Annotated in this window: 15 protein-coding genes; 8 read left to right on the top strand and 7 right to left on the bottom strand. The window is 65.5% G+C overall.

Features of this window, described 5'->3' with window-relative positions; genetic code table 11:
- The first annotated feature begins 18 nt into the window (after positions 1-18).
- Positions 19-1275: a hypothetical protein gene (locus TEF_05375; protein ID ANK83292.1), complete on the top strand. Its 1257-nt coding sequence runs from the start codon at positions 19-21 to the stop codon at positions 1273-1275.
- Here the strand turns inward: TEF_05375 and TEF_05370 are convergent.
- Genes TEF_05370 through TEF_05360 form a run of 3 tightly spaced genes read right to left on the bottom strand, consistent with a single transcriptional unit; the run spans position 1248 to position 5431 of the window.
- Positions 1248-2120, bottom strand: a complete 873-nt coding sequence (locus tag TEF_05370) for a hypothetical protein (GenBank protein ANK80286.1) — start codon at positions 2118-2120, stop codon at positions 1248-1250. The genes TEF_05375 and TEF_05370 overlap by 28 nt on opposite strands.
- Positions 2110-4347 carry a hypothetical protein gene (locus TEF_05365; protein ANK80285.1) on the bottom strand — a complete coding sequence of 746 codons (2238 nt, stop codon included), beginning with the start codon at positions 4345-4347 and terminating at the stop codon, positions 2110-2112. The genes TEF_05370 and TEF_05365 overlap by 11 nt, the downstream gene beginning before the upstream one ends.
- Before the next feature lie 31 nt (positions 4348-4378).
- On the bottom strand, positions 4379-5431 hold the full coding sequence (locus TEF_05360; protein ID ANK80284.1) for a hypothetical protein: 1053 nt from the start codon (positions 5429-5431) through the stop codon (positions 4379-4381).
- A gap of 174 nt (positions 5432-5605) precedes the next feature.
- Between TEF_05360 and TEF_05355 the strand changes: the two genes are divergently transcribed.
- From TEF_05355 to TEF_05345, 3 genes are all read left to right on the top strand, one after another.
- Entirely contained in the window at positions 5606-5884 is a 279-nt protein-coding gene (locus TEF_05355; protein ANK80283.1) for a transposase, read from the top strand.
- A 50-nt stretch (positions 5885-5934) separates the two neighbouring features.
- Positions 5935-6777 (top strand): integrase, encoded by an 843-nt coding sequence (locus TEF_05350; protein ID ANK80282.1) that lies wholly within the window; start codon positions 5935-5937, stop codon positions 6775-6777.
- An 885-nt stretch (positions 6778-7662) separates the two neighbouring features.
- Positions 7663-8067, top strand: coding sequence for a hypothetical protein (locus TEF_05345; GenBank protein ID ANK80281.1), 405 nt, complete (start codon positions 7663-7665; stop codon positions 8065-8067).
- Between the two features lie 611 nt (positions 8068-8678).
- Here TEF_05345 and TEF_05340 read toward each other — a convergent pair.
- The 4 genes from TEF_05340 to TEF_05325 form a co-directional block, all read right to left on the bottom strand.
- Positions 8679-9095, bottom strand: a complete 417-nt coding sequence (locus TEF_05340; protein ID ANK80280.1) for a hypothetical protein — start codon at positions 9093-9095, stop codon at positions 8679-8681.
- Positions 9096-9714: 619 nt separating this feature from the next.
- Positions 9715-10947 (bottom strand): integrase, encoded by a 1233-nt coding sequence (locus TEF_05335; GenBank protein ID ANK80279.1) that lies wholly within the window; start codon positions 10945-10947, stop codon positions 9715-9717.
- Positions 10948-11065: 118 nt separating this feature from the next.
- Positions 11066-11788, bottom strand: coding sequence for a hypothetical protein (locus tag TEF_05330; protein ID ANK80278.1), 723 nt, complete (start codon positions 11786-11788; stop codon positions 11066-11068).
- Between the two features lie 352 nt (positions 11789-12140).
- On the bottom strand, positions 12141-13115 hold the full coding sequence (locus tag TEF_05325; GenBank protein ANK80277.1) for an NADPH:quinone oxidoreductase: 975 nt from the start codon (positions 13113-13115) through the stop codon (positions 12141-12143).
- Positions 13116-13241: 126 nt separating this feature from the next.
- On the opposite strand from TEF_05325, the gene TEF_05320 reads away from it, so the two are divergent.
- From TEF_05320 to TEF_05305, 4 genes are all read left to right on the top strand, one after another.
- On the top strand, positions 13242-13985 hold the full coding sequence (locus tag TEF_05320; protein ID ANK80276.1) for a cytochrome C biogenesis protein: 744 nt from the start codon (positions 13242-13244) through the stop codon (positions 13983-13985).
- Positions 13986-14075: 90 nt separating this feature from the next.
- The gene (locus TEF_05315) at positions 14076-16919 is read left to right on the top strand and encodes a formate dehydrogenase (GenBank protein ANK80275.1); all 2844 of its coding nucleotides are present in this window, start codon (positions 14076-14078) and stop codon (positions 16917-16919) included.
- The gene (locus tag TEF_05310) at positions 16916-17650 is read left to right on the top strand and encodes a (Fe-S)-binding protein (GenBank protein ID ANK80274.1); all 735 of its coding nucleotides are present in this window, start codon (positions 16916-16918) and stop codon (positions 17648-17650) included. The genes TEF_05315 and TEF_05310 overlap by 4 nt, the downstream gene beginning before the upstream one ends.
- Before the next feature lie 57 nt (positions 17651-17707).
- Entirely contained in the window at positions 17708-18637 is a 930-nt protein-coding gene (locus tag TEF_05305; protein ID ANK80273.1) for a hypothetical protein, read from the top strand.
- Positions 18638-18663 lie beyond the last annotated feature (26 nt).

Raw genomic sequence — 18663 nt, 5'->3', positions numbered from 1 at the left:
TTGACCGAAGGATCCGACATCATTGTCCTCGGCGCCGGCGTCGTCGGAATCACCACCGCCTGGGAACTGGCGCGCCGGGGCCACGGCGTCACGGTGATCGACCGCCAGACCGAGCCCGCGACCGGCGCCAGCCACGCGAACGGCGCGCAGATCAGCCCCTCCGAGGCGGTGCCGTGGGCCAGTCCGTCGAACCTGCGCCTGGCGCTGGCGTGGATGCGTCAGGCCGATGGTCCCTTCAAACTGCGTCTGACCGCCGATTCGCGGCAATGGTGGTGGCTGTTGCGCTTCCTGGCGAGCTGCCGCGACGATGTCTGGCGGCGCAACGCACGGCGCATGGTGCGGCTTGCGCTGGCCAGCCAGCATCGGCTCCACGAGATCGTGGAGGAGGTCCGCCCCGAGTTCGACCGCGAACGCCGGGGCATACTGCGCGTCTACGACAGTGACGCGGCGCTGCGCGAGGCGGAGGGGATCGTCGACTTCATGGCGCCGCTCGGCGTCGGACTGCGCGCCGTCGGACCCGACGAGATCCTGGACATCGAGCCGGCGCTCGGTGCAGCGGTCGCCAACAGGGCAGTGGCCGGCGGACTTTACGCCGAAGGCGACGAAAGCGGCGACGCCCAGGCCTTCACCCGCGCCCTGGCGCACGCCGCCGCAGGGCTTGGCGTTCGCACCGTCCTGGGTCAGCAGGTGGAGCGCATCGACACGCATGGCGACCGCTTCCATTCGGTCGTGGCGGGCGGCGTCCGGCACATGGCCGACCATCTGGTGATCTGCCTGGGGCTGGACACGCCGCCGCTCACCCGCAGCCTCGGCTTCGACCTGCCGATCTATCCGTTGAAGGGCTACTCGGCGACCCTGCGTCTGGCCGCGACGAACAGCGCGCCGCGGGTCAGCGTGACCGACGAGACCCGGCGGATGGTGGTCAGCCGCCTGGGCGACCGCATCCGCGTCGCGGGCAAGGCCGACCTCGTGGGTCATGATCCGCGGCTGGACCAGGGGCGGGCCGGGCAACTCGTCCGGGACCTGCGGCGGATCTATCCCGACCTGGACCATGACGGGCCGCCGGAGTTCTGGGCCGGCCTGCGCCCCATGACGCCGACCGGGGTGCCGATCATCGGCCGGAGCCCGGTGGACCGCGTGTATCTCAACACCGGGCACGGCTCGCTCGGCTGGACCATGGCCTGCGGATCGGCGGTCCTGATCGCCGATCTGCTCGAGGGCCGGAGCGGCGAACTGGATCCCTCGGACTACGAATCGGGGCTTCCGGCGGACTGATCCTCGCCGCCATAGGCATAGACGGGCGACATGTTCACCACCGAGATCGCACGCCATTTGCGGAGCAGGTAGCGGAAGCGGAGGTCGTAGTAGAAGCGCGGGTCCTCGAGCCCCGTCAGCCGGCTGATCGCGGGACCGAACGGCGGCAGGGATTCGTAGGTCAGACGGCGGCGGCGCAGGGCGCCCAGTTCGCTGCGCGAAGTAGTCACGATCAGTGGCGCGAAGCGACGGTTGATCGCGACAGCTTCGCCGATCTCTTCGGCCAGCCCGTCGATCTGATCCTCCGGCGTCTCGATCAGATTGAAGGCGATGGTCCGCAGTTCGCCGCGCGGCAGGCTGAAGGCTGCAAGCCCGGGCGAGGGCCGGTAGCTCAGGGCAGAGGGTCGGCGGATCCGGTCGAAGATCGCCGCCGCCCGACGTGCGTCCTCGTCGCCTGCCGTCCCGTCCGTCTCCACGGCCGGAACGGTGTCGGTCGGCGCGCCGCGCCGCATCCAGTTCCACAACCCGCGCCGCGGCTCGGCCACAGCGGGCGCCGGCTCCGGCGCCGGAGCGGACGTGGCCGGCGGGAGATCCATGGCCTCCCGGACCGGAATCCGCAGCAGCGCGCCTTCCCCGCCGCCGTCCCGCGCCGCGGTCAGCAGATGGTGCTGATCCTCCACCAGCCGTCGATGATTGCGCTCGCGCACGGAATAGCCGGCCAGAAGCTGCGCCTGTCGTTCCACCTGCTGGCGCAGCCTCTCGTTCTCGCTGGCGAGCGCGGCGTAGCCCCGGCGAAAGGCGTCGCGCAATCCCGCCACGACCGCCTGTTCATCCTCGTCGCCGCGCTTCCGATCGTCAGCCGTCACGTCTGTCCCCGTCCCTTGCCGGCCAGCCGTAAAGCGCCAGTGTCCGGTCGATCATGGCTTCAAGGCCGAACTCGCGGCGTACGAAAGCAGCCGCTCTCTCGCCGAAGCGGTAACGCATGTCGGCGTCGCTCACCAGAGCTTCGAGCGCATCGGCGATCCCGCCGGGCCCGTCGCGCGGCAGCAGAATGCCGGTCTCGCCGTCGACGAAGGTCTCGGCCGCGCCGCCCGAAGGCGTTGCCGCCACCGGCCGGCCAAAGGACTGTGCCTCGATCAGGACGTTGGGCAGCCCTTCGGTCCGCGAGGTGAGCAGCAGAAGATCCATGGCGGCATACTGAGCCCACATGTCGCTGCGCCGGCCGGCCAGGACGATGCGGTCGCCGAATCCCGATTCGGCCAGGCGTCCCTCCAGCCGCGCCCGCATCGGTCCGTCGCCGACCAGCCTGCCGTCCACATGCCGGTGCCGCCGGCAGAGTTCGATCACCGCTTCCAGCCAGAGTTCCGGCCGCTTCTCCTCGGTCATCCGCATGACCCCGCCGATAACCACGCGCCCGCCCGAGGGCAGTGCCGGACCGATATCGTGGCGCATGGCGTCGAAGTCGTAGCCGTTCGGCAGATGCCGGATCGCGGTCACCGGCGCCCCCAGCCAGCGGGCATAGTCGCGCCTGCCCGCCAGGCTGTTGTTGAGCAGGGTGACCCGCGGGTTTGCGGCCAGCAGACGCATCCAGTCCCTGAGATAGGGCCGGTTCCGTCCTTCCTTGCGGTCGGGGGCAAGACTGCGCGTGCCGATGATGATGCGCGGGACGCCTGCCAGCAGTGCCGCGAGGGCCGTCATCGCGCCGGTCATGTCCTGCCAGCCATGGGCCACTGCGGGGCGGCGGCGCTCGAACAGACGGCAGAGCCCGGCGATCGGTTCGGCGAGATTGGCCGGCAGCAGCGCCAGAAGAGGCTCCGCCGGCGCCATCGGCACGGGCAGCTCGATCGCCCCGCCATTCCGGCCGGCGAAGAGATCCAGAACCTCGACGCCCGCCGCGGCGAGTTCTTCGCCGAAGGCCGCATTTCCCGACCGGCCCGGGTCCTGGAGCGTTGCAACCGCAAGTTCCGGCGCGTCGCCGGCGCGCCGCCGCGCCAGGCCCAACGCTGTCTTGGCCAGCTGTCGTTCTGCCCCGCCTGCCCCAAGGGTGCCGGAGACGAGCACGACACCGCGCCCGGGCGGCCCATAGGGACGGATGCGGTCGCACATGCCGACCAGCCACCTCAGCACGATATCGGGCAGGACCACAACGTGGTCCGCGAGATACGGCCAGGCTTCCGGCTCGACCGTTCCGAGGGCGCGCGCGATGTCCTCGAACCGGCGGCGCTGGGTCTGGGGCACCTGCCTGCGCCAGCGCGGGTCGCCGCTGCCGCGATACAGCAAAAGCGCATCGGAAACCCGGCCGTCGGCCAACAAATGGCCGGCGGCGCGGCGGCGGCGGCGCAGCGACTCCTGTCCCTCCGTTCCGATCGTCCGCTCACGCAGTTCCGCCGCCGCACGCGGAAAGCGGAAGCGGTCCAACAGCCGCGCCACGGCAAGCCCCTCATCCGCTCGCAACAGAGCGGCGACGCCATTCGCTGCGGTCCTGGCGGCCTCTGCCGTCTGCCCCAGACGTCGATGCGCCGAAACGGAAAGGTCGAGGGTCTGGATGTCGGGCCCCGCCTCGCCCTCAGCCTCGTCGAGGGCGTCGAGCACCTTGTCGAAACGGCGCACGCGCGCCTCCAGACGGGCCAGGCCGCGCCGCGCGACCGGGTTGTCCGGGTCCTGGACCAGCAGTTCCTCAAACAGTTGGCGGGCCTGATCGTCGCGTCCGAGCTGCAGCGCCGATTCGGCCGCGCGTTCGGTGATGAGCGGGAGACGGGGCTCCGGCGCGGCGAGCGCGATCTCCAGCACGCGGGGATGATTGCGGCTGCGGCGGTGCTCCTCGAGCAGATGCAGCCGGAGACCGTCGAAGTCCGGCCGGGCGGCGAGCACGCGCTCGAACTCCGCCGCGGCGGGCACCGAAAGCCGCGTACAGCAGGTCCGGAGCGCTTCCAACACCGTCTCGTCGCTGACGCCCTTCTCCAGCGCATGGCGGTAGAGAGGCAACGCCTCCGCAAACCGCCCCCTCAGGCGCAGATGCTCGGCGATGTCGAGGGTGCGCCGGATGGCGGCGCCGTCGGCGCCGGGCTGTCCGTGGGTTGTGGTGCGGTTCATCGGTCCAGTTTCGGCCGCGCCGGCGAAAACCTCAATCGGGCACCAGCGCGGCGATCGCATCGGCGGCGGCTTGCGCGCCGTTGTCGCGGTAGTGCGCCGGCCGGGGCGGCGAACGTCGCGTCATCACGCGCGAGAAGGCTGCGCCGAGACGCTCGGCCAGGTCCTGTCCGGGGTTTGCCGGAACAAGCTCGGCTTCCCCCCGTTCCGCGGCATAGGAGGCCCGGAGCGCCTGATCGTCCACTTCCATCTGATTGGGCACGAACACCGCCGGCAGGTCGGAGGCCATGATCTCATGGAAGGAATTGTATCCGGTGGCGCTGGTGACCAGGTCGAAGGCGTTGAAGAACCTGGCCAGAGGATAGGTGTCGAGCACGGTCACATCCTCGCCGTAGTGCGGCTGGGCGCCGGCGATCTTCCAGCGCGCGAGGAAGATGCGGGTATTACGCACATGGCGGGCCGCGGCAATGGCGGCGGCGGCGGCGTTCCAGTTCCGCTCCACGCCCGCGCCGAGCTGGATCAGCACCGCGCGTTCACCGTCGGCGATCCCGAGGCGGGCGCGCGCTGTCGCGCGGTCGAGAAGTTCCCCTGTATCCAGCAGCCGGATCGGCGCGGTCGCGACAAAGGCGAAAGGCGGCGGCGCCAGTTCGTTGGCGCGGGTCGTGGGGCCGTGGTCCTTCTCCGCCGCCAGCTCGCCGGGCTCGACGACGAGATCGCAGAAGGCCTGGGCCTGGAGGTTCTTGTAGACCTGGCGGCGGTCGCGCCACATCGGCCGCCGGATCCAGGCCAGCCTGCGCCCCTCGTCCGATCCGGTCACGGCATCCTGCACCCATGGGAAAATGGCGGTGCCGTCCTGCACGATCACCCGGCAATCATAGAAGCGCATCAGGCCGTCGAACTCCTGGCGGAGTTGCGCAATCCATGCGTTGCGGGAGATCTCGAGGACTTCATGACCGGGGATGTGTTCGACCACCGCACCCGGCAGCATGTCGAAGGCGTCAAGCGCGGGCGAATTCGAGATCACGGCCGGGGTGACGTCGGCCGGCAGCCGACGCGCGATAGCGAGGATCCGCGTGGCGTGGCCCATACCCGTGCCGTTGATGCAGACAAAGGCGACGGTGCGACTCACGCGGCGGCCCCGGCAAGGCGGACAACATCCGCCACCCACGCTTCCGCCGCCCGCTCCGTCGAGACGCCGGCATCCTGAGCCTCCCCCATTGAATTGGTCCATCCTGATGTTTTGGAACAAGGAGGATCAGAGATGGCAAGGAAGCGTCACAAGCCTGAGGAGATCGTGGGCAAGCTCCGCCAGGCGGACGTCCTGCACAGCCAGGGCATGTCGATGGCGGATGCGATCCGGCAGCTGGGTATCAGCGAAGTCACCTTCTACCGATGGCGCAGGGAATATGGCGGCATGAGCGGCGATCAGCTGCGGCGTCTGAAGGAGCTCGAGAAGGAGAACGAGCGGCTGCGCCGGGCGGTCTCCGACCTGACCCTGGACAAGCAGATTCTGAGTGAAGCTGCGAAGGGAAACTTCTGAGCCCCTCGCGCCGCCGACGTTGCATCGATCATGTCCGCCGGCGTCTCCGGATATCGGAGCGCCGGGCCTGCCGGGTTCTCGGCCAGCACCGCTCCACGCAGCGCCATCTCCCGCGTGGACGTGATGACGAGGCCCGGCTGGTGGCGGACATGATCGAGCTGGCCCGTCAGTATGGCCGATACGGCTATCGCCGGATCGCGGCCTTGCTTCGGGAGGCCGGCTGGCAGATCAACGACAAGCGGGTCGAGCGCCTCTGGCGGCGCGAGGGGTTGAAGGTACCGGCCCGGCAGCCGAAGAGGCGGCGGCTGTGGCTGGGCGACGGATCCTGCATGCGGCTGCGGGCAGAACGGCCCAACCATGTCTGGTCCTATGACTTCGTCCACCACCGGACACATGATGGCCGGACCTTCCGGACCTTGAACGTGCTGGACGAGTTCACGCGCGAGAGCCTGGCGATCCGGGTTCGCCGGAAGCTCTCGTCGGTCGATGTGATCGACGTCCTGACGGACCTGTTCATTCTCCGCGGTCCACCGGCCTTCGTTCGCTCCGACAATGGCCCCGAGTTCGTCGCCGAGGCCGTGCGGCGCTGGATATCAGCGGTGGGCGCCAGAACGGCGTTCATCGAGCCGGGCTCGCCCTGGGAGAACGGTTTTATCGAGAGCTTCAATGCCCGGTTCCGGGACGAGCTGCTCGACGGGGAAATCTTCTACACGATGAAGGAGGCGCAGGTGGTCATCGAACAATGGCGCCGTAACTACAACACGATCCGACCGCACAGCCGTCTCGGCTACCGACCACCGGCCCCGGAGGTCATCATTCCGCCAGGCTGGCCGTCAGGCTCCGCTCCGCTTCACCAGCCGGCCGGCCTGGCGGCAAAGCCGCCCATGCACTAACATTCCACCCGGATCAATCGCTGGGGGCTGGTCAGGGGGGCATCAACAATTGTTGGAGCCTCGTCGCTCAAACATGCGGGGGAACGCGGGGCGGATGCCATTCGCCCTTGGCGAAATTCGTGATCGCGGGCGCGCGTAGGAGGCCGACTTTGGCTGCAAGTCCACTTGCAGACGGCAGCATTTGCTGCTGCACTTCGGGGCATTATGCAATTATACCAATAGTTTATAAGAGTTTTTGCTTATGTCAAATCGAGTTCAACTGTCTCGGTTCGACGCGCTACTGGACGACATTTCATCAATGAGCGAAGGAAATCGCCGCGTACTTGTGCGGCAGGTCCATGCCCGGATAGCCTGGACTAAGGGGGAGCCGATGGGCCGAGCTTTGATTGTATCCGGGATGGCGGTGATGCTGACGGCTTGTGGCGGTGTCGAAAGCTCCCGCCTATCTTCCTCCGCAACGGGTGCGCCCGCCGAGTATCGGCTTCACTATGAGTACGGCGCGATAGACAGCTATGCCATCCTTCAAGCGGCCTTGGCGGAGAAGGCGATGGAGCTGTGCCCAGCTGGATATCTCAAAACACGTGAAGCGGCAGAAGGTCGGGGGTCGTTTGGTGCGCCGAGATATGTCTGGGACATCAGATGCGCTCAATGAGGTATACCGCATAGTGACGCCCACCGCCCCCGGGACTTCTGAAACAGGCGGACTGCGACATGGCAAGTTGGCTGAAACGGTTATTCGCTGGACCAGAGAAACCCGCCCCGCGAATTCCATCTCCGGAACTGGGCGACCTCTTCGTCTGCATCGATTTCGAGACAACGGGACTTGATCCGCTGAAATCGCGTGTCATTGAGGTCGGCGCGATCCGGGTGAACCCATCGAACAAAGTGCATAAGACGTTTCAGACGCTCGTCGATCCGGGCGTCGATCTTCCTCGGAAAATCACTCAGATTACCGGCATCACAACCGAGCAGATCAGAGCGGAAGGATCGCCATCCGAACAGGTCTTCCGAGACCTTCGTCAATTTATCGGTGATTTGCCCTTGATCGCCTACAACGCCGCCTTCGATGCAAAATTCCTATCGGCGGAGTGGTCGCGGATCGGGATCAGAGCCACAAACGAATATCACGATATTCTGGAGATGGCGCGAACGACGGTCTCGCTTAGATCGTACAAGCTCGCCAACGTCGCCAAACACCTAGGCGTTGACGTCACTGCTGACCATAGAGCGCTCAGCGATGCCCATGCAGCCTTGCTTGTCTACGACAAACTGATGCGGCTAAGAGGATGAGCGGCTGACGTATAGGGGATAGCCAGCCCTTCCTCGCCAACCAAAGAAACGACGAATTTTCCGATAACATCCCTCGGTCACTGGGTTCCGTTCGCCGTGTCATCCAGCAATCGCCCGTCCGTGGCATCCTATCGAAGCCCATGCTGTTGCCGGTAACGCTGAACCATTCCCTGCGTCACATCCTGTGGGTAGCAAAGCGGCTCTGCGCCACCTGGCCGATTGTAGGCGCTACGGCGGCCACACCGGCTGCCATCCCGCGCTCGATTGTAGGGACAAGGACAGTTCCCCGAGTAGCTGGCGATTGATTGCTCAATCATCTGCCTTTTGATCTCGGCATCATTGAGCCGTTCAGCATTCGCAATCGCTGGGAACAGTAGGACGGCAATCGCCGCAACAACCGTTCGCCTCATCCGCATTTACCATGCCTGCAACAGCATGGACATGTCACATGAGTTGCGAGTTTCTCGCAAAACTCCCCCGGCGATCATCTAGCAGAAAATTATGCTATTTCTGCAGAGTATCGGCACTATAATGCATCGCTAATGGCCAACTTCTTAGCAGTCGCCAACCAGAAGGGCGGTGTCGGCAAGACGACAACCGCTGTTCATCTATCAGCCGCCTTCGCCGCGGCTTCCCAACGCGTCCTGCTCGTCGACCTCGATGCTCAGGGCAACGCCACGAGCGCCGTCGGTCTCGATGGAACGGACGATAGCGAGTTTCCCGGAGCCTATGAAGCCGTCGCAGGGAACACGCCGATCACGGAACAATCGTGCCTGCCGACAATTTTTCCCGATCTCTACGTGCTGCCTTCTTCGCTGGAACTGGCGGGTGTCGAGCTGGAAGTTAATGCAGACGAAGATGATTTTTTGCGACTGGGACCCAATATCAGAGACATTGCCACAACATTTGATTGGGTCGTTTTCGACTGTCCGCCCTCCCTCGGTATCTTGAGCGTCAATGCGCTCTCTCTGGCGGACTATATACTGGCTCCGTTGCCGCCGGAGCGTTTCGCGCTGGACGGTTTCCAACGCCTCGACACAACGGTCAAACGTTTGCGCAATTCAGGAAGGGCCCATGCTGATGACCCATTCGTGTTAATTACGCGAGTGCCGCCATGGTCAACAAAGAGCAAAGACCGGGTCAACGAGTTCCGAGCCCAGTATAATGCGCGGACACTCATATCCGAAATTCCATACAGCGATGCGTTCGATATCGCGGCCGAAACAAAGAGAACCGTTTTTTTAGATTACAGTACCTCAACTGCTGCCACAGCCTACCTATACGCCGCGGCAGAAATGCTGACCATTGCAAATGGAACCTACGGAAGTAAGGTCGTTCAGAAATACGTATTTCAGATGGAGCGGACTATTCAAGAATGGGAGGATGTACATATCGTGCGACCTCGTTCATCTAACCCCAGTCAACCACGTTATATTCGAACTTCGCTTCCCGCCAGAGGCGCATTAACGAGGATGATCGACCGTTTCCGAGAGAGAATTCGCGGCTAGGTCACGTCCAGTCGCCGCGCCGCTGTATCAGCACGTGACAGGCGGATGGGAACCCCCTACGAAGCTTGCTGGAGCGCAACGACGATCTCTGCGAGCCCGCGATTGCCGGCACCACACCACCGTCCTCTGAACGGGCGCTCTACTGATTTATCCAGACCACATTCGCCGACCTAACCTCATTCCGTGACGGTGTATTGCAGAACTGGGCCCATTCATCCATTAGGCGCTTCCGCTTCTCAAACAGATCACCGCGCCGATAGGCACTCTCGACCTTGTTGCGGATGGCATGTGCCAAGGCCATCTCCACGACGTCCGACGGATACGCTGTCATCTCAGCGGCCCAATCACGGAATGTGGAACGGAAGCCATGCGCCGTGATGTCCTTACGGCCCATCCGCCTCACGAGCGCCAGCATGGTGTTCTTGTGCAGCGACCTGCCATCACCACTGGTGAACACATGATCTCCGGTCGACGACCTCTCCAGCTCGCGCAAAATATCAATGGCGCGCGCGGTGAGCGGAACGCGATGCTCATTCTTCATCTTCATGCGCTCGGCTGGGACCGTCCAAACGGCATTACCCAGGTCGAACTCCTCCCAGCGCGCGTCGACAACCTCGCTGGTGCGTAACGCTGTCAGGATCATGAATTCAAGCGCATATGCTGCGATGCTTTTGCGCTCGCGCAGCTCCGCCATGAAGTCGCCGATCTCAGACCATGGGAGCGCCTTATGATGTTCGACACGGCGCACCCGGTTCGGTGGGGCCAGCTGCGTTTCGAGATTGCCTCGCCATCGTGCCGGGTTCTCACCAACTCGATGGCCCCGCACTCTCGCCCAATCAAGTATCTTCTCGATCCGGCCTCTGACACGTGTCGCGGTTACCGTCTTCGTTAGCCAGATTGGATCAAGAACCCGCAACACGTCCGACATTGAAATTTCTGCAACATCCTTATCGCCAATGATCGGATAGGCGTGGTCCCGCAGCGAATTTGCCCATTGCGAAGCGTGTGCTGGATTGGACCAGCCTGCTTCGTGAGAGCGAATGTACTCTTCAGCGGCCTTCTGGAACGTTACGGAGCTAAGCAGGTCTTCGCGTCGTCGTTGCCGCTCGCGGTCACGGTACTTTATGGGATCGATGCCTTCGGCACGGAGGCGGCGGTACTCCATCGCCTTCTCCCGCGCTTCCTTCAATGGCACATCGCGCGCGCTGCCTAATCCCATCCATCGCTGTTTACCGTCGAGCATGTAACGGAACAGCCATGTGCGCGCGCCGCTCTCGATGACTTGCAGATAGAGCCCGCCGCCGTCGTGATGACGCCCCACGGGTTGTGTCTGAACCTGCCTCGCGTTGAGGCGATTGATTGTGTCCGCCATATGCCGTTACCCACGATTTCACGTACATATCCTCTGCGATCGCCAGCGACAATGCAAGACAGGATGAGACAGGAAAGTGGCAGAAATCGTGGAGTTTGAGACAGCCTGAGACGATCAGCTACGCCAAGGGAGCAGATGTACGCTCCGTCACATGATGGCTCGCACGGACGCCGGCCAGGAAGGATGTCGTCGCGTTGAAATCGGTCTCGGCATTTTCCCGGATGGCGCCGAGCTCGGCGCCGAGATAGGTCGCGTCCTCGAACGGATACCAGTAGGCGCGCAGGAAGACGTCGCCGCGCACCTGGTCCAGACCACCGAAGTTCTGGTCATCGAAATCACGATAGGCGATGCGGCTCTGGGCCGACAGCGTGTAAACCCGGCTCGGGTTGTAGGTCAGGCTCAGCAGCGCGCCATTCTCGACGAACTGGTTCACACCATCCTTGCGGCGGTAGTTGCCGAAATAGCCGGCACGTGCCGTCAGCGCACCGAAGCGCTTGGCCACGTCGGCGAAACCGCCGACGCCCAGCGAATCCTGATCGGTGCGGTCAATGTGCTGGAAATAGAGCAGATTGCCGCCGACGCGCACGGAAACGTTGTTGTCCAGCCGCCCCCGTATGGTCACGCGATTATTGGTCGAAAGCCGAACGTCACTCTCCCGGATCGCGGCGTTGAGCTCGTCCGCCACGAAGTTGTCGAGATATTCGGCCTGATTGATGGACAGGAAAGTGGTCGACCAGTCCGCGGCGCCGGCGCCGCTGGTCACCGCCGACAGCCCCAAGGCCGCCGCGAAGATCGCCCCTCCGGCCGACATCGTTTTCTTGTGCTTACGAAGCTCGATCATCCGTCGACACCTTCAAATTCACCCAACCTGTTACTGCGACCCGCAGTTAGCTCGACTGGATAGCCGCAAAAGGGGTTAACAACAAGCCCGAAGGGCCAAGGATTCCCTAAACTTGCGTCTTGTTGCGAATTTGCAGCATCGCCATTTCTTGCATCCGCTGCCGATCCGCCGTTCCAGTCGCCCTGCAGTCCCCTCGTCAAACGCATTCCGCCCGCGGCGCTTTCGCGGGCATGGAGAGGCAAAGATACGGCCCGTCGGTTAACAAGCTGTTGCGACCCGCTCCGCAACAAACCGTCCCTCCGCCATGCCACCGAGGCCTATCATATTATCATTGCCCTACCGCGTCCACGAATCAGACCGTGAGCACCACCTTGCCGATGACCTCCCGCCGTGACAGCAGCGCCAGCGCCCGGGCCGCGTCCACCAGCGGAAGACGGGCATGAACGTGAGGATTGATCCGCCCCGCGCCCGCGAGGTCCAGCATGTGGGCGATGATCGCCCGGCCCGCCGCAGGATCACGGCGGCCATATTCCCCGGCCCTGACCCCGATCACCGAACAGCTCTTCAGCAGCGCGTAGTTCGCCGGCACCTCCGGGATGGTGCCGCCCGCGAAGCCGATGACCAGAAACCGCCCGCCCCAGGCGATGCAGCGCAGGGACTGGAACAGGACGTCTCCGCCCACCGGGTCGTAGACCACGTCCGCGCCGGCGCCGCCGGTGACCTCCTGCACGCGGTCCCGGAAATTCTCGCTGCGGTGATCGACGACCACCTCCGCACCCTTGGCCCGTACAGCCTCGGCCTTCGCATCGCTGCCCACGACCGCGACGACGCGGGCGCCCAGCGCATGGGCGAGTTCCACCGCAGCCAGCCCGACTCCGCCGGCCGCGCCATGGACCAGAACCCATTCGCCGGCCTTCAGGCCACCGCGGCTGACCAGCCCGACATAGGCCGAGTTGTAAGCTGACCAGAAGGCGGCGCCTTCGGCGAAGTCCCAGCTTTCGGGAAGCGGCACCGCCCATTCGGCCGGCACCACCGCTTCCTCCGCATACAGGCCATTGCGCGCGTGGATGATCACCCGGTCGCCTGGCGCGAACGCTTCAACACCCTCGCCCGTCTCCAGAATCTCGCCCGCGGCCTCCATGCCGGGGACGAAAGGCGGATCGGGCCGGAACTGGTACTTGCCCGCAATCATCAGGATGTCCGGGAAATTCAGTCCCGCGGCGCGCACACGCACGCGAATCTCGCCCGGCCCCGCCGAGGTCGCCGGCAGATCCTGCAGCTTCATGATCTCGGGCGGGCCGAGTTCGTTCACAATCATCGCCTTCATGGGACCGCACTATAGGCGCTGGCGCGGATGGTGGAAGCGCAGGCGGCGCTTGACGGCCATGTGATTGGCGCGATAGCTCCCGCGCCCGGTAACGGTGCGTTCCTCGGCACACAGGGCGGGCGGTACATGGCGGCGGGCTTCGGCGAATATCTCACGGCGGCGGGGGGCGGATTCATCTCGTTCCTCAGTCCCTGCGTCCTGCCCCTTGTGCCCGCCTATCTCTGCTATCTTGCCGGCACCAGCTATGAGGAACTGTCGGAGAAGGCCGGCCGCGACCGCGCCGTGACCCGCCGGGTCGTGTGGATGTCGGTCTTCTTCGTCCTGGGCTTCTCGATCGTCTTCGTCGCCCTCGGCGCCGGCGCCAGCGCGGTGACGCAGTTCCTCCGGCCGAATCTCGATCTGCTGGGCAAGATCGCCGGCGCCATCATCATCGTCTTCGGCCTGCACATGGTTGGCGTCTTCCGGATCGCCTTCCTGAACCGGGAGGCGCGGCTGGAAACGGCGACCAGGGGGCTGCGGGCGCCGGGCGCCGTAGTGCTCGGCATGGCCTTCGGCTTCGGCTGGACACCCTGCATCGGCCCGATCCTGGCGACCATCCTGGCGCTGGCGGCAAGCGAACAGAACATTGCCGCCGGCGCTTCGCTGCTGGCGGTCTATGCGCTCGGCCTTGGCATTCCCTTCATTCTGGCCGCGGTGGGCGTGCAGGCCTTTCTGGGATTCCTCGTCCGCTTCCGGCGACACCTGCGCACCGTCGAGATCGTCACCGGCCTGCTGTTGATCGCGACGGGCGTGCTGATCTTCACGAACCGTCTGCAGGTCATCGCCATCTGGATGCTGGAGGCCTTTCCGGTGCTGGGCGAGATCGGCTGAGGTCACGGCCATTGCGCCGCCGCATCCGGATCGGCGAAACTCCACCTGAAATCTGGTAAATCCGGACCGGGGAAATTCGGGGAGGCCACGGTGCCCGACAACGCGCCCGACAGGCGTATCGCCAAGACCACCTGCTACATGTGCGCCTGCCGCTGCGGCATCGACGTGCATCTGGAGGGCGGACGCATCCGCTATATCGGCGGCAACCGTGATCATCCGGTGAACAAGGGCGTGCTCTGCGCCAAGGGCTCCGCGGGCATCATGCAGCACTATTCGCCGGCGCGGCTGAGGAAGCCGCTGAAGCGTGTCGGGCCGCGCGGCGAGGGCCGCTTCGAGGAGATCGAGTGGGAGGAAGCGCTGGACACGGCGACCGCCTGGCTGGCCCGCGCCCGCGCCACCGACCCAAGACGATTCGCCTTCTTCACCGGCCGCGATCAGAGCCAGTCGCTGACCAGCTACTGGGCGCAGATGTTCGGCACACCCAACTACGCCGCCCATGGCGGTTTCTGCTCGGTCAACATGGCGGCGGCCGGCATCTACACCATGGGCGGGTCGTTCTGGGAATTCGGGCAGCCGGACTGGGAGCGCACGAAACTGTTCCTCCTCTTCGGCGTCGCCGAGGATCACGACAGCAACCCGATCAAGATGGGGCTGGCGAAGCTGAAGGAACGCGGCGCGCGCATCGTCTCGGTCAACCCGATCCGCACCGGATACTCGGCGATCGCCGACCAGTGGCTCGGCATCCGTCCCGGCTCGGACGGACTGCTGGTGCTGTCGCTGATCCACGAAATACTCAAGGCCGGCCGGATCGATCTGGACTATCTGATCCGGTACACCAACGCCCCCTGGCTGGTGATCGACGCGCCGGGCGAAGCGGACGACGGCCTGTTCCTGCGCGACGCCGAAGGCGCGGAGATGGTGCTGGACCGGCGATCGGGCGAGGCGGCCCCGAAGGAACAGGCCAGAGCGCCCGCGCTCCGCGGACGCGTGGACCTGGGCCACGGCCGCAGCGCCCGGCCGGTCTTCGAGCGCATCGCCGAAACCTATCTGGACGACGCCTATACGCCCGATGCGGTGGCCGGACGCACCGGCATAGACGCCGGCACGATCCGTGCGCTGGCCGACGAGATCGGCCGCGTCGCCTTCGACGAGGAAATCTCGATCGAGCAGCCCTGGACCGACATGAACGGCGAGCGCCACGAACGCTTTGTCGGCCGGCCCGTGAGCTTTCACGCCATGCGCGGCATCTCGGCCCATTCCAACGGCTTCCAGACCTGCCGGGCGCTGCACCTGCTGCAGATCCTGCTCGGCGCCATCGAATGCCCGGGCGGGTTCCGCTTCAAGCCGCCCTACCCCAAGCCGATGGAGGCGCACCCGAAACCGACGGGCGCCAGCGTGGTCGGCGCGATCACGCCGCACCAGCCCCTGGCCGGGCCGCATCTGGGTTTCCCGCGGGGACCGGAAGACCTGTTGCTGGACGAAGCGGGCGGCGCGCTGCGTATCGACAAGGCCTTCTCCTGGGACGCGCCGCTGGCCGCCCACGGCATGATGCACATGGTCATCGCCAATGCGTTCGAGGGCGATCCCTACCCCATCGACGTCCTGTTCCTCTACATGGCCAACATGGCCTGGAACTCGTCGATGAACACGGCCGGGACCATCGAGATGCTGACCGCCGTCGACGAGGAGACCGGCGAATACCGCATTCCGAAGATCATCCTCTCCGACGCCTACCAGTCGGAAATGACGGCCTATGCCGACCTGATCCTGCCCGATACGACCTATCTGGAGCGCCACGACTGCATTTCCCTGCTCGACCGGCCGATCGGGGAGCCGGAGCTGGTGGCGGACGCGATCCGCTGGCCGGTGCTCGAACCCGACCGTGAGGTGCGCGGCTTTCAGTCGGTGCTGATCGATCTGGCTTCGCGCCTCGGCCTGCCGGGCTTCATCGCCGAGACCGGCGCGCCGGCCTATGCCGACTACGCCGACTACATGGTGAACCACCAGCGCCGGCCCGGAGTCGGCCCGCTGGCCGGCTGGCGCGGCGAAGACGGCCAGCAGAGCGGGCGCGGCGAACCCAATCCCGATCAGATCGACCGCTATATCGCCAACGGCGGCTACTGGAGCGCGGAGATCCCCGAGGAGGCCCGTTTCTTCAAGTTCGCCAACCGGGCGTATCAGGACTTCGCCGTGGAGATGGGCTTCTACGACACGCCACAGCCGGTGACCTTCCAGCTCTGGCTGGAGCCGCTGCAGAAATTCCGCCTCGCCGCCGAGGGTCATGGCGAACGGCAGCCGCCGGAACATCTGAGACAACGGATCGCCGACGCTTTCGCCCCCTTGCCGATCTGGTATCCGCCGCACGAGGGCGAGATGATCGACGGCGAGGCGTTTCCCCTGCACGCGCTGACCCAGCGGCCAATGGCCATGTACCACAGCTGGGGCTCCCAGAACGCCTGGCTCAGGCAGATTCACACCGCCAACGCGCTCTTCGTGCCCGACGATATCTGCCGCGAAATGGATCTGGCCGACGGCGATCTGGTCGACGTCGTCTCCCACCACAACCGCATCCGCGTCGCCGTGCAGCGCATGGCGGCGGTCAATGGATCGACCGTCTGGACCTGGAATGCCATCGGCAAGCGGCCCGGCGCCTGGCGGCTCGATCCGGACGCGCCAGAGGCCGAGCGGGGCTTCCTGCTCAACCACCTGATCCACGAACTCCTGCCCGATGGCGAGGGCGGCCACCGGATCGGCAACTCCGACCCGATCACCGGCCAGGCGGCGTGGTTCGATCTGCGGGTCCGTCTGGAGAAGGTCGCCGAGCACGATCTCGCCCGCACCCTGCCCCGCTTCCCGGCGCAGCAACCCGCACCCGGCGCGGAACCCGCGCCGGCGATGCAGGCCTGGCACCCGACCCGCCCGGTGAAACGATGACGGGGCTGCCCGAAAGCACAGACAAGAAGCTCGGTCTGGTGATCGACCTGGACACCTGCGTCGGCTGTCACGCCTGCGCCGTGAACTGCAAGGAATGGAACACCGGCGGCGACCTGGTCCCGCTTGCCGACGCCGACCCCTATGGCGCGGCTGTCTCGGGCGCCTGGCTCAACCGCATCCACAGTTTCGAATGCCGCCAGGGCGAGGACACGCGGCTGGTGCACTTCCCGAAGTCCTGCTTGCACTGCGACGACGCGCCCTGCGTCACCGTCTGTCCGACCGGCGCGTCGCTGAAGCGCGCCGAGGACGGCATCGTGCTGGTCGACGAGGACCGCTGCATGGGCTGCGGCCTCTGCGCCTGGGCCTGCCCCTATGGCGCGCGCGAAATGGACCCGGCGGCCGGGGTGATGAAGAAGTGCACGCTCTGTGTCGACCGCATCTATTCGGAAGACCTGCCGGAGGAAGACCGCATCCCCGCCTGCGTCCGCACCTGCCCGGCGAATGCGCGCCATTTCGGCGATCTCGCCGACCCGGATTCGGATGTCAGCCGGCTGGTCGCCGAGCGTGGCGGCATCGACCTCATGGCCGAAATGGGCACCAGGCCGGTCAACAAGTACCTGCCGCCGCGCCGGCGCGAGACGCCACCGCCGGTTCCGGCCCCTGCGGAGACCGGCGAAGGGCTGACCGGGTTCTGGAAATGGCTCGACGGCGCGCTGGAGAAGCTGGGATGACATCCATGTGTTTCCGGGGCAAAGCTTGCCGCCTGAGACTGTATCGGACTGCGTGACATGTACCCTGCCTTCTCCATCATCGTTTTCACCGTGCTGTCGGGCGCCGGCTTCGGAGCCATGGCGGCCGCGACGCTGCTGGTGAGTTACCTGGGCGTACTGGGCTTCGACATCACGATGATCCTGGGTTTCGTGCTGGCCGGCATCGGGCTGGGCGGCTCGGTGCTGCACCTGCAGTCGCCCTGGCGCGCGCGCTATTCGCTCAGCCAGTGGCGGACGAGCTGGCTGAGCCGGGAAGGCGTCTTCGCCCTCGCCACCATGGTGCTGGCCTTCATCGTGATCGTCGGCCACCTGCTGCAGCCGATCCAGGCTCATGAAGGCTTCGGCGCGTGGCGCATTTCGGGCATCGCCGTTGCCCTGCTCTGCTTCGCCACGGTCCGCGCCACCGGCATGATCTACCAGTCGCTGAAGGCGGTGCCGGCCTGGTCGACACAGCCGACCAGCCTGATGTTCCTGATCTTCGCCGCAACTTCCGGCGGTCTGATCGCACTCGCCGCCGCCGGACCGTCGTCGAACATGGCCTATGGCGTGGCTCTCTTCTTCCTGTTCGTGGCCTGGTACTTCAAGGCCGTGATCTGGTCCCGCGTCGACCGTCTGGAACCCACGGCGACGGTGGGCTCGGCCACGGGCCTCGGGGACCATGACGACGTTCGCCTGTTCGAACGGCCCCACGTCACCGAAAACTGGCTGACGTCGGAAATGGGCTTCCGCGTCGCGCGCCGCCACGCCATGAAGCTGCGTATCCTTGCCGTCGCGGTGGGCGGCGTCCTGCCCGGGGCGATCATCGGCGGCGTGCTGGCCGGTCTGCCGCATGCCGCGGTCTGGCTGGCGGCGTTGCTGACGATCGCCGGTCTGATGGTCGAACGCTGGCTGTTCTTCGCCGAAGCGAAGCACGCCATGACCCTCTATTACGGCGAACAGTCCGTCTGAACCGGATTGACGTTGCGAAATCCGGT

This window comes from Rhizobiales bacterium NRL2, from assembly GCA_001664005.1.
Classification (GTDB): Bacteria; Pseudomonadota; Alphaproteobacteria; order Minwuiales; family Minwuiaceae; genus Minwuia.
Note: the sequence above shows the minus strand (reverse complement) of the source record. Positions and strands in the feature narration are given on the sequence as shown.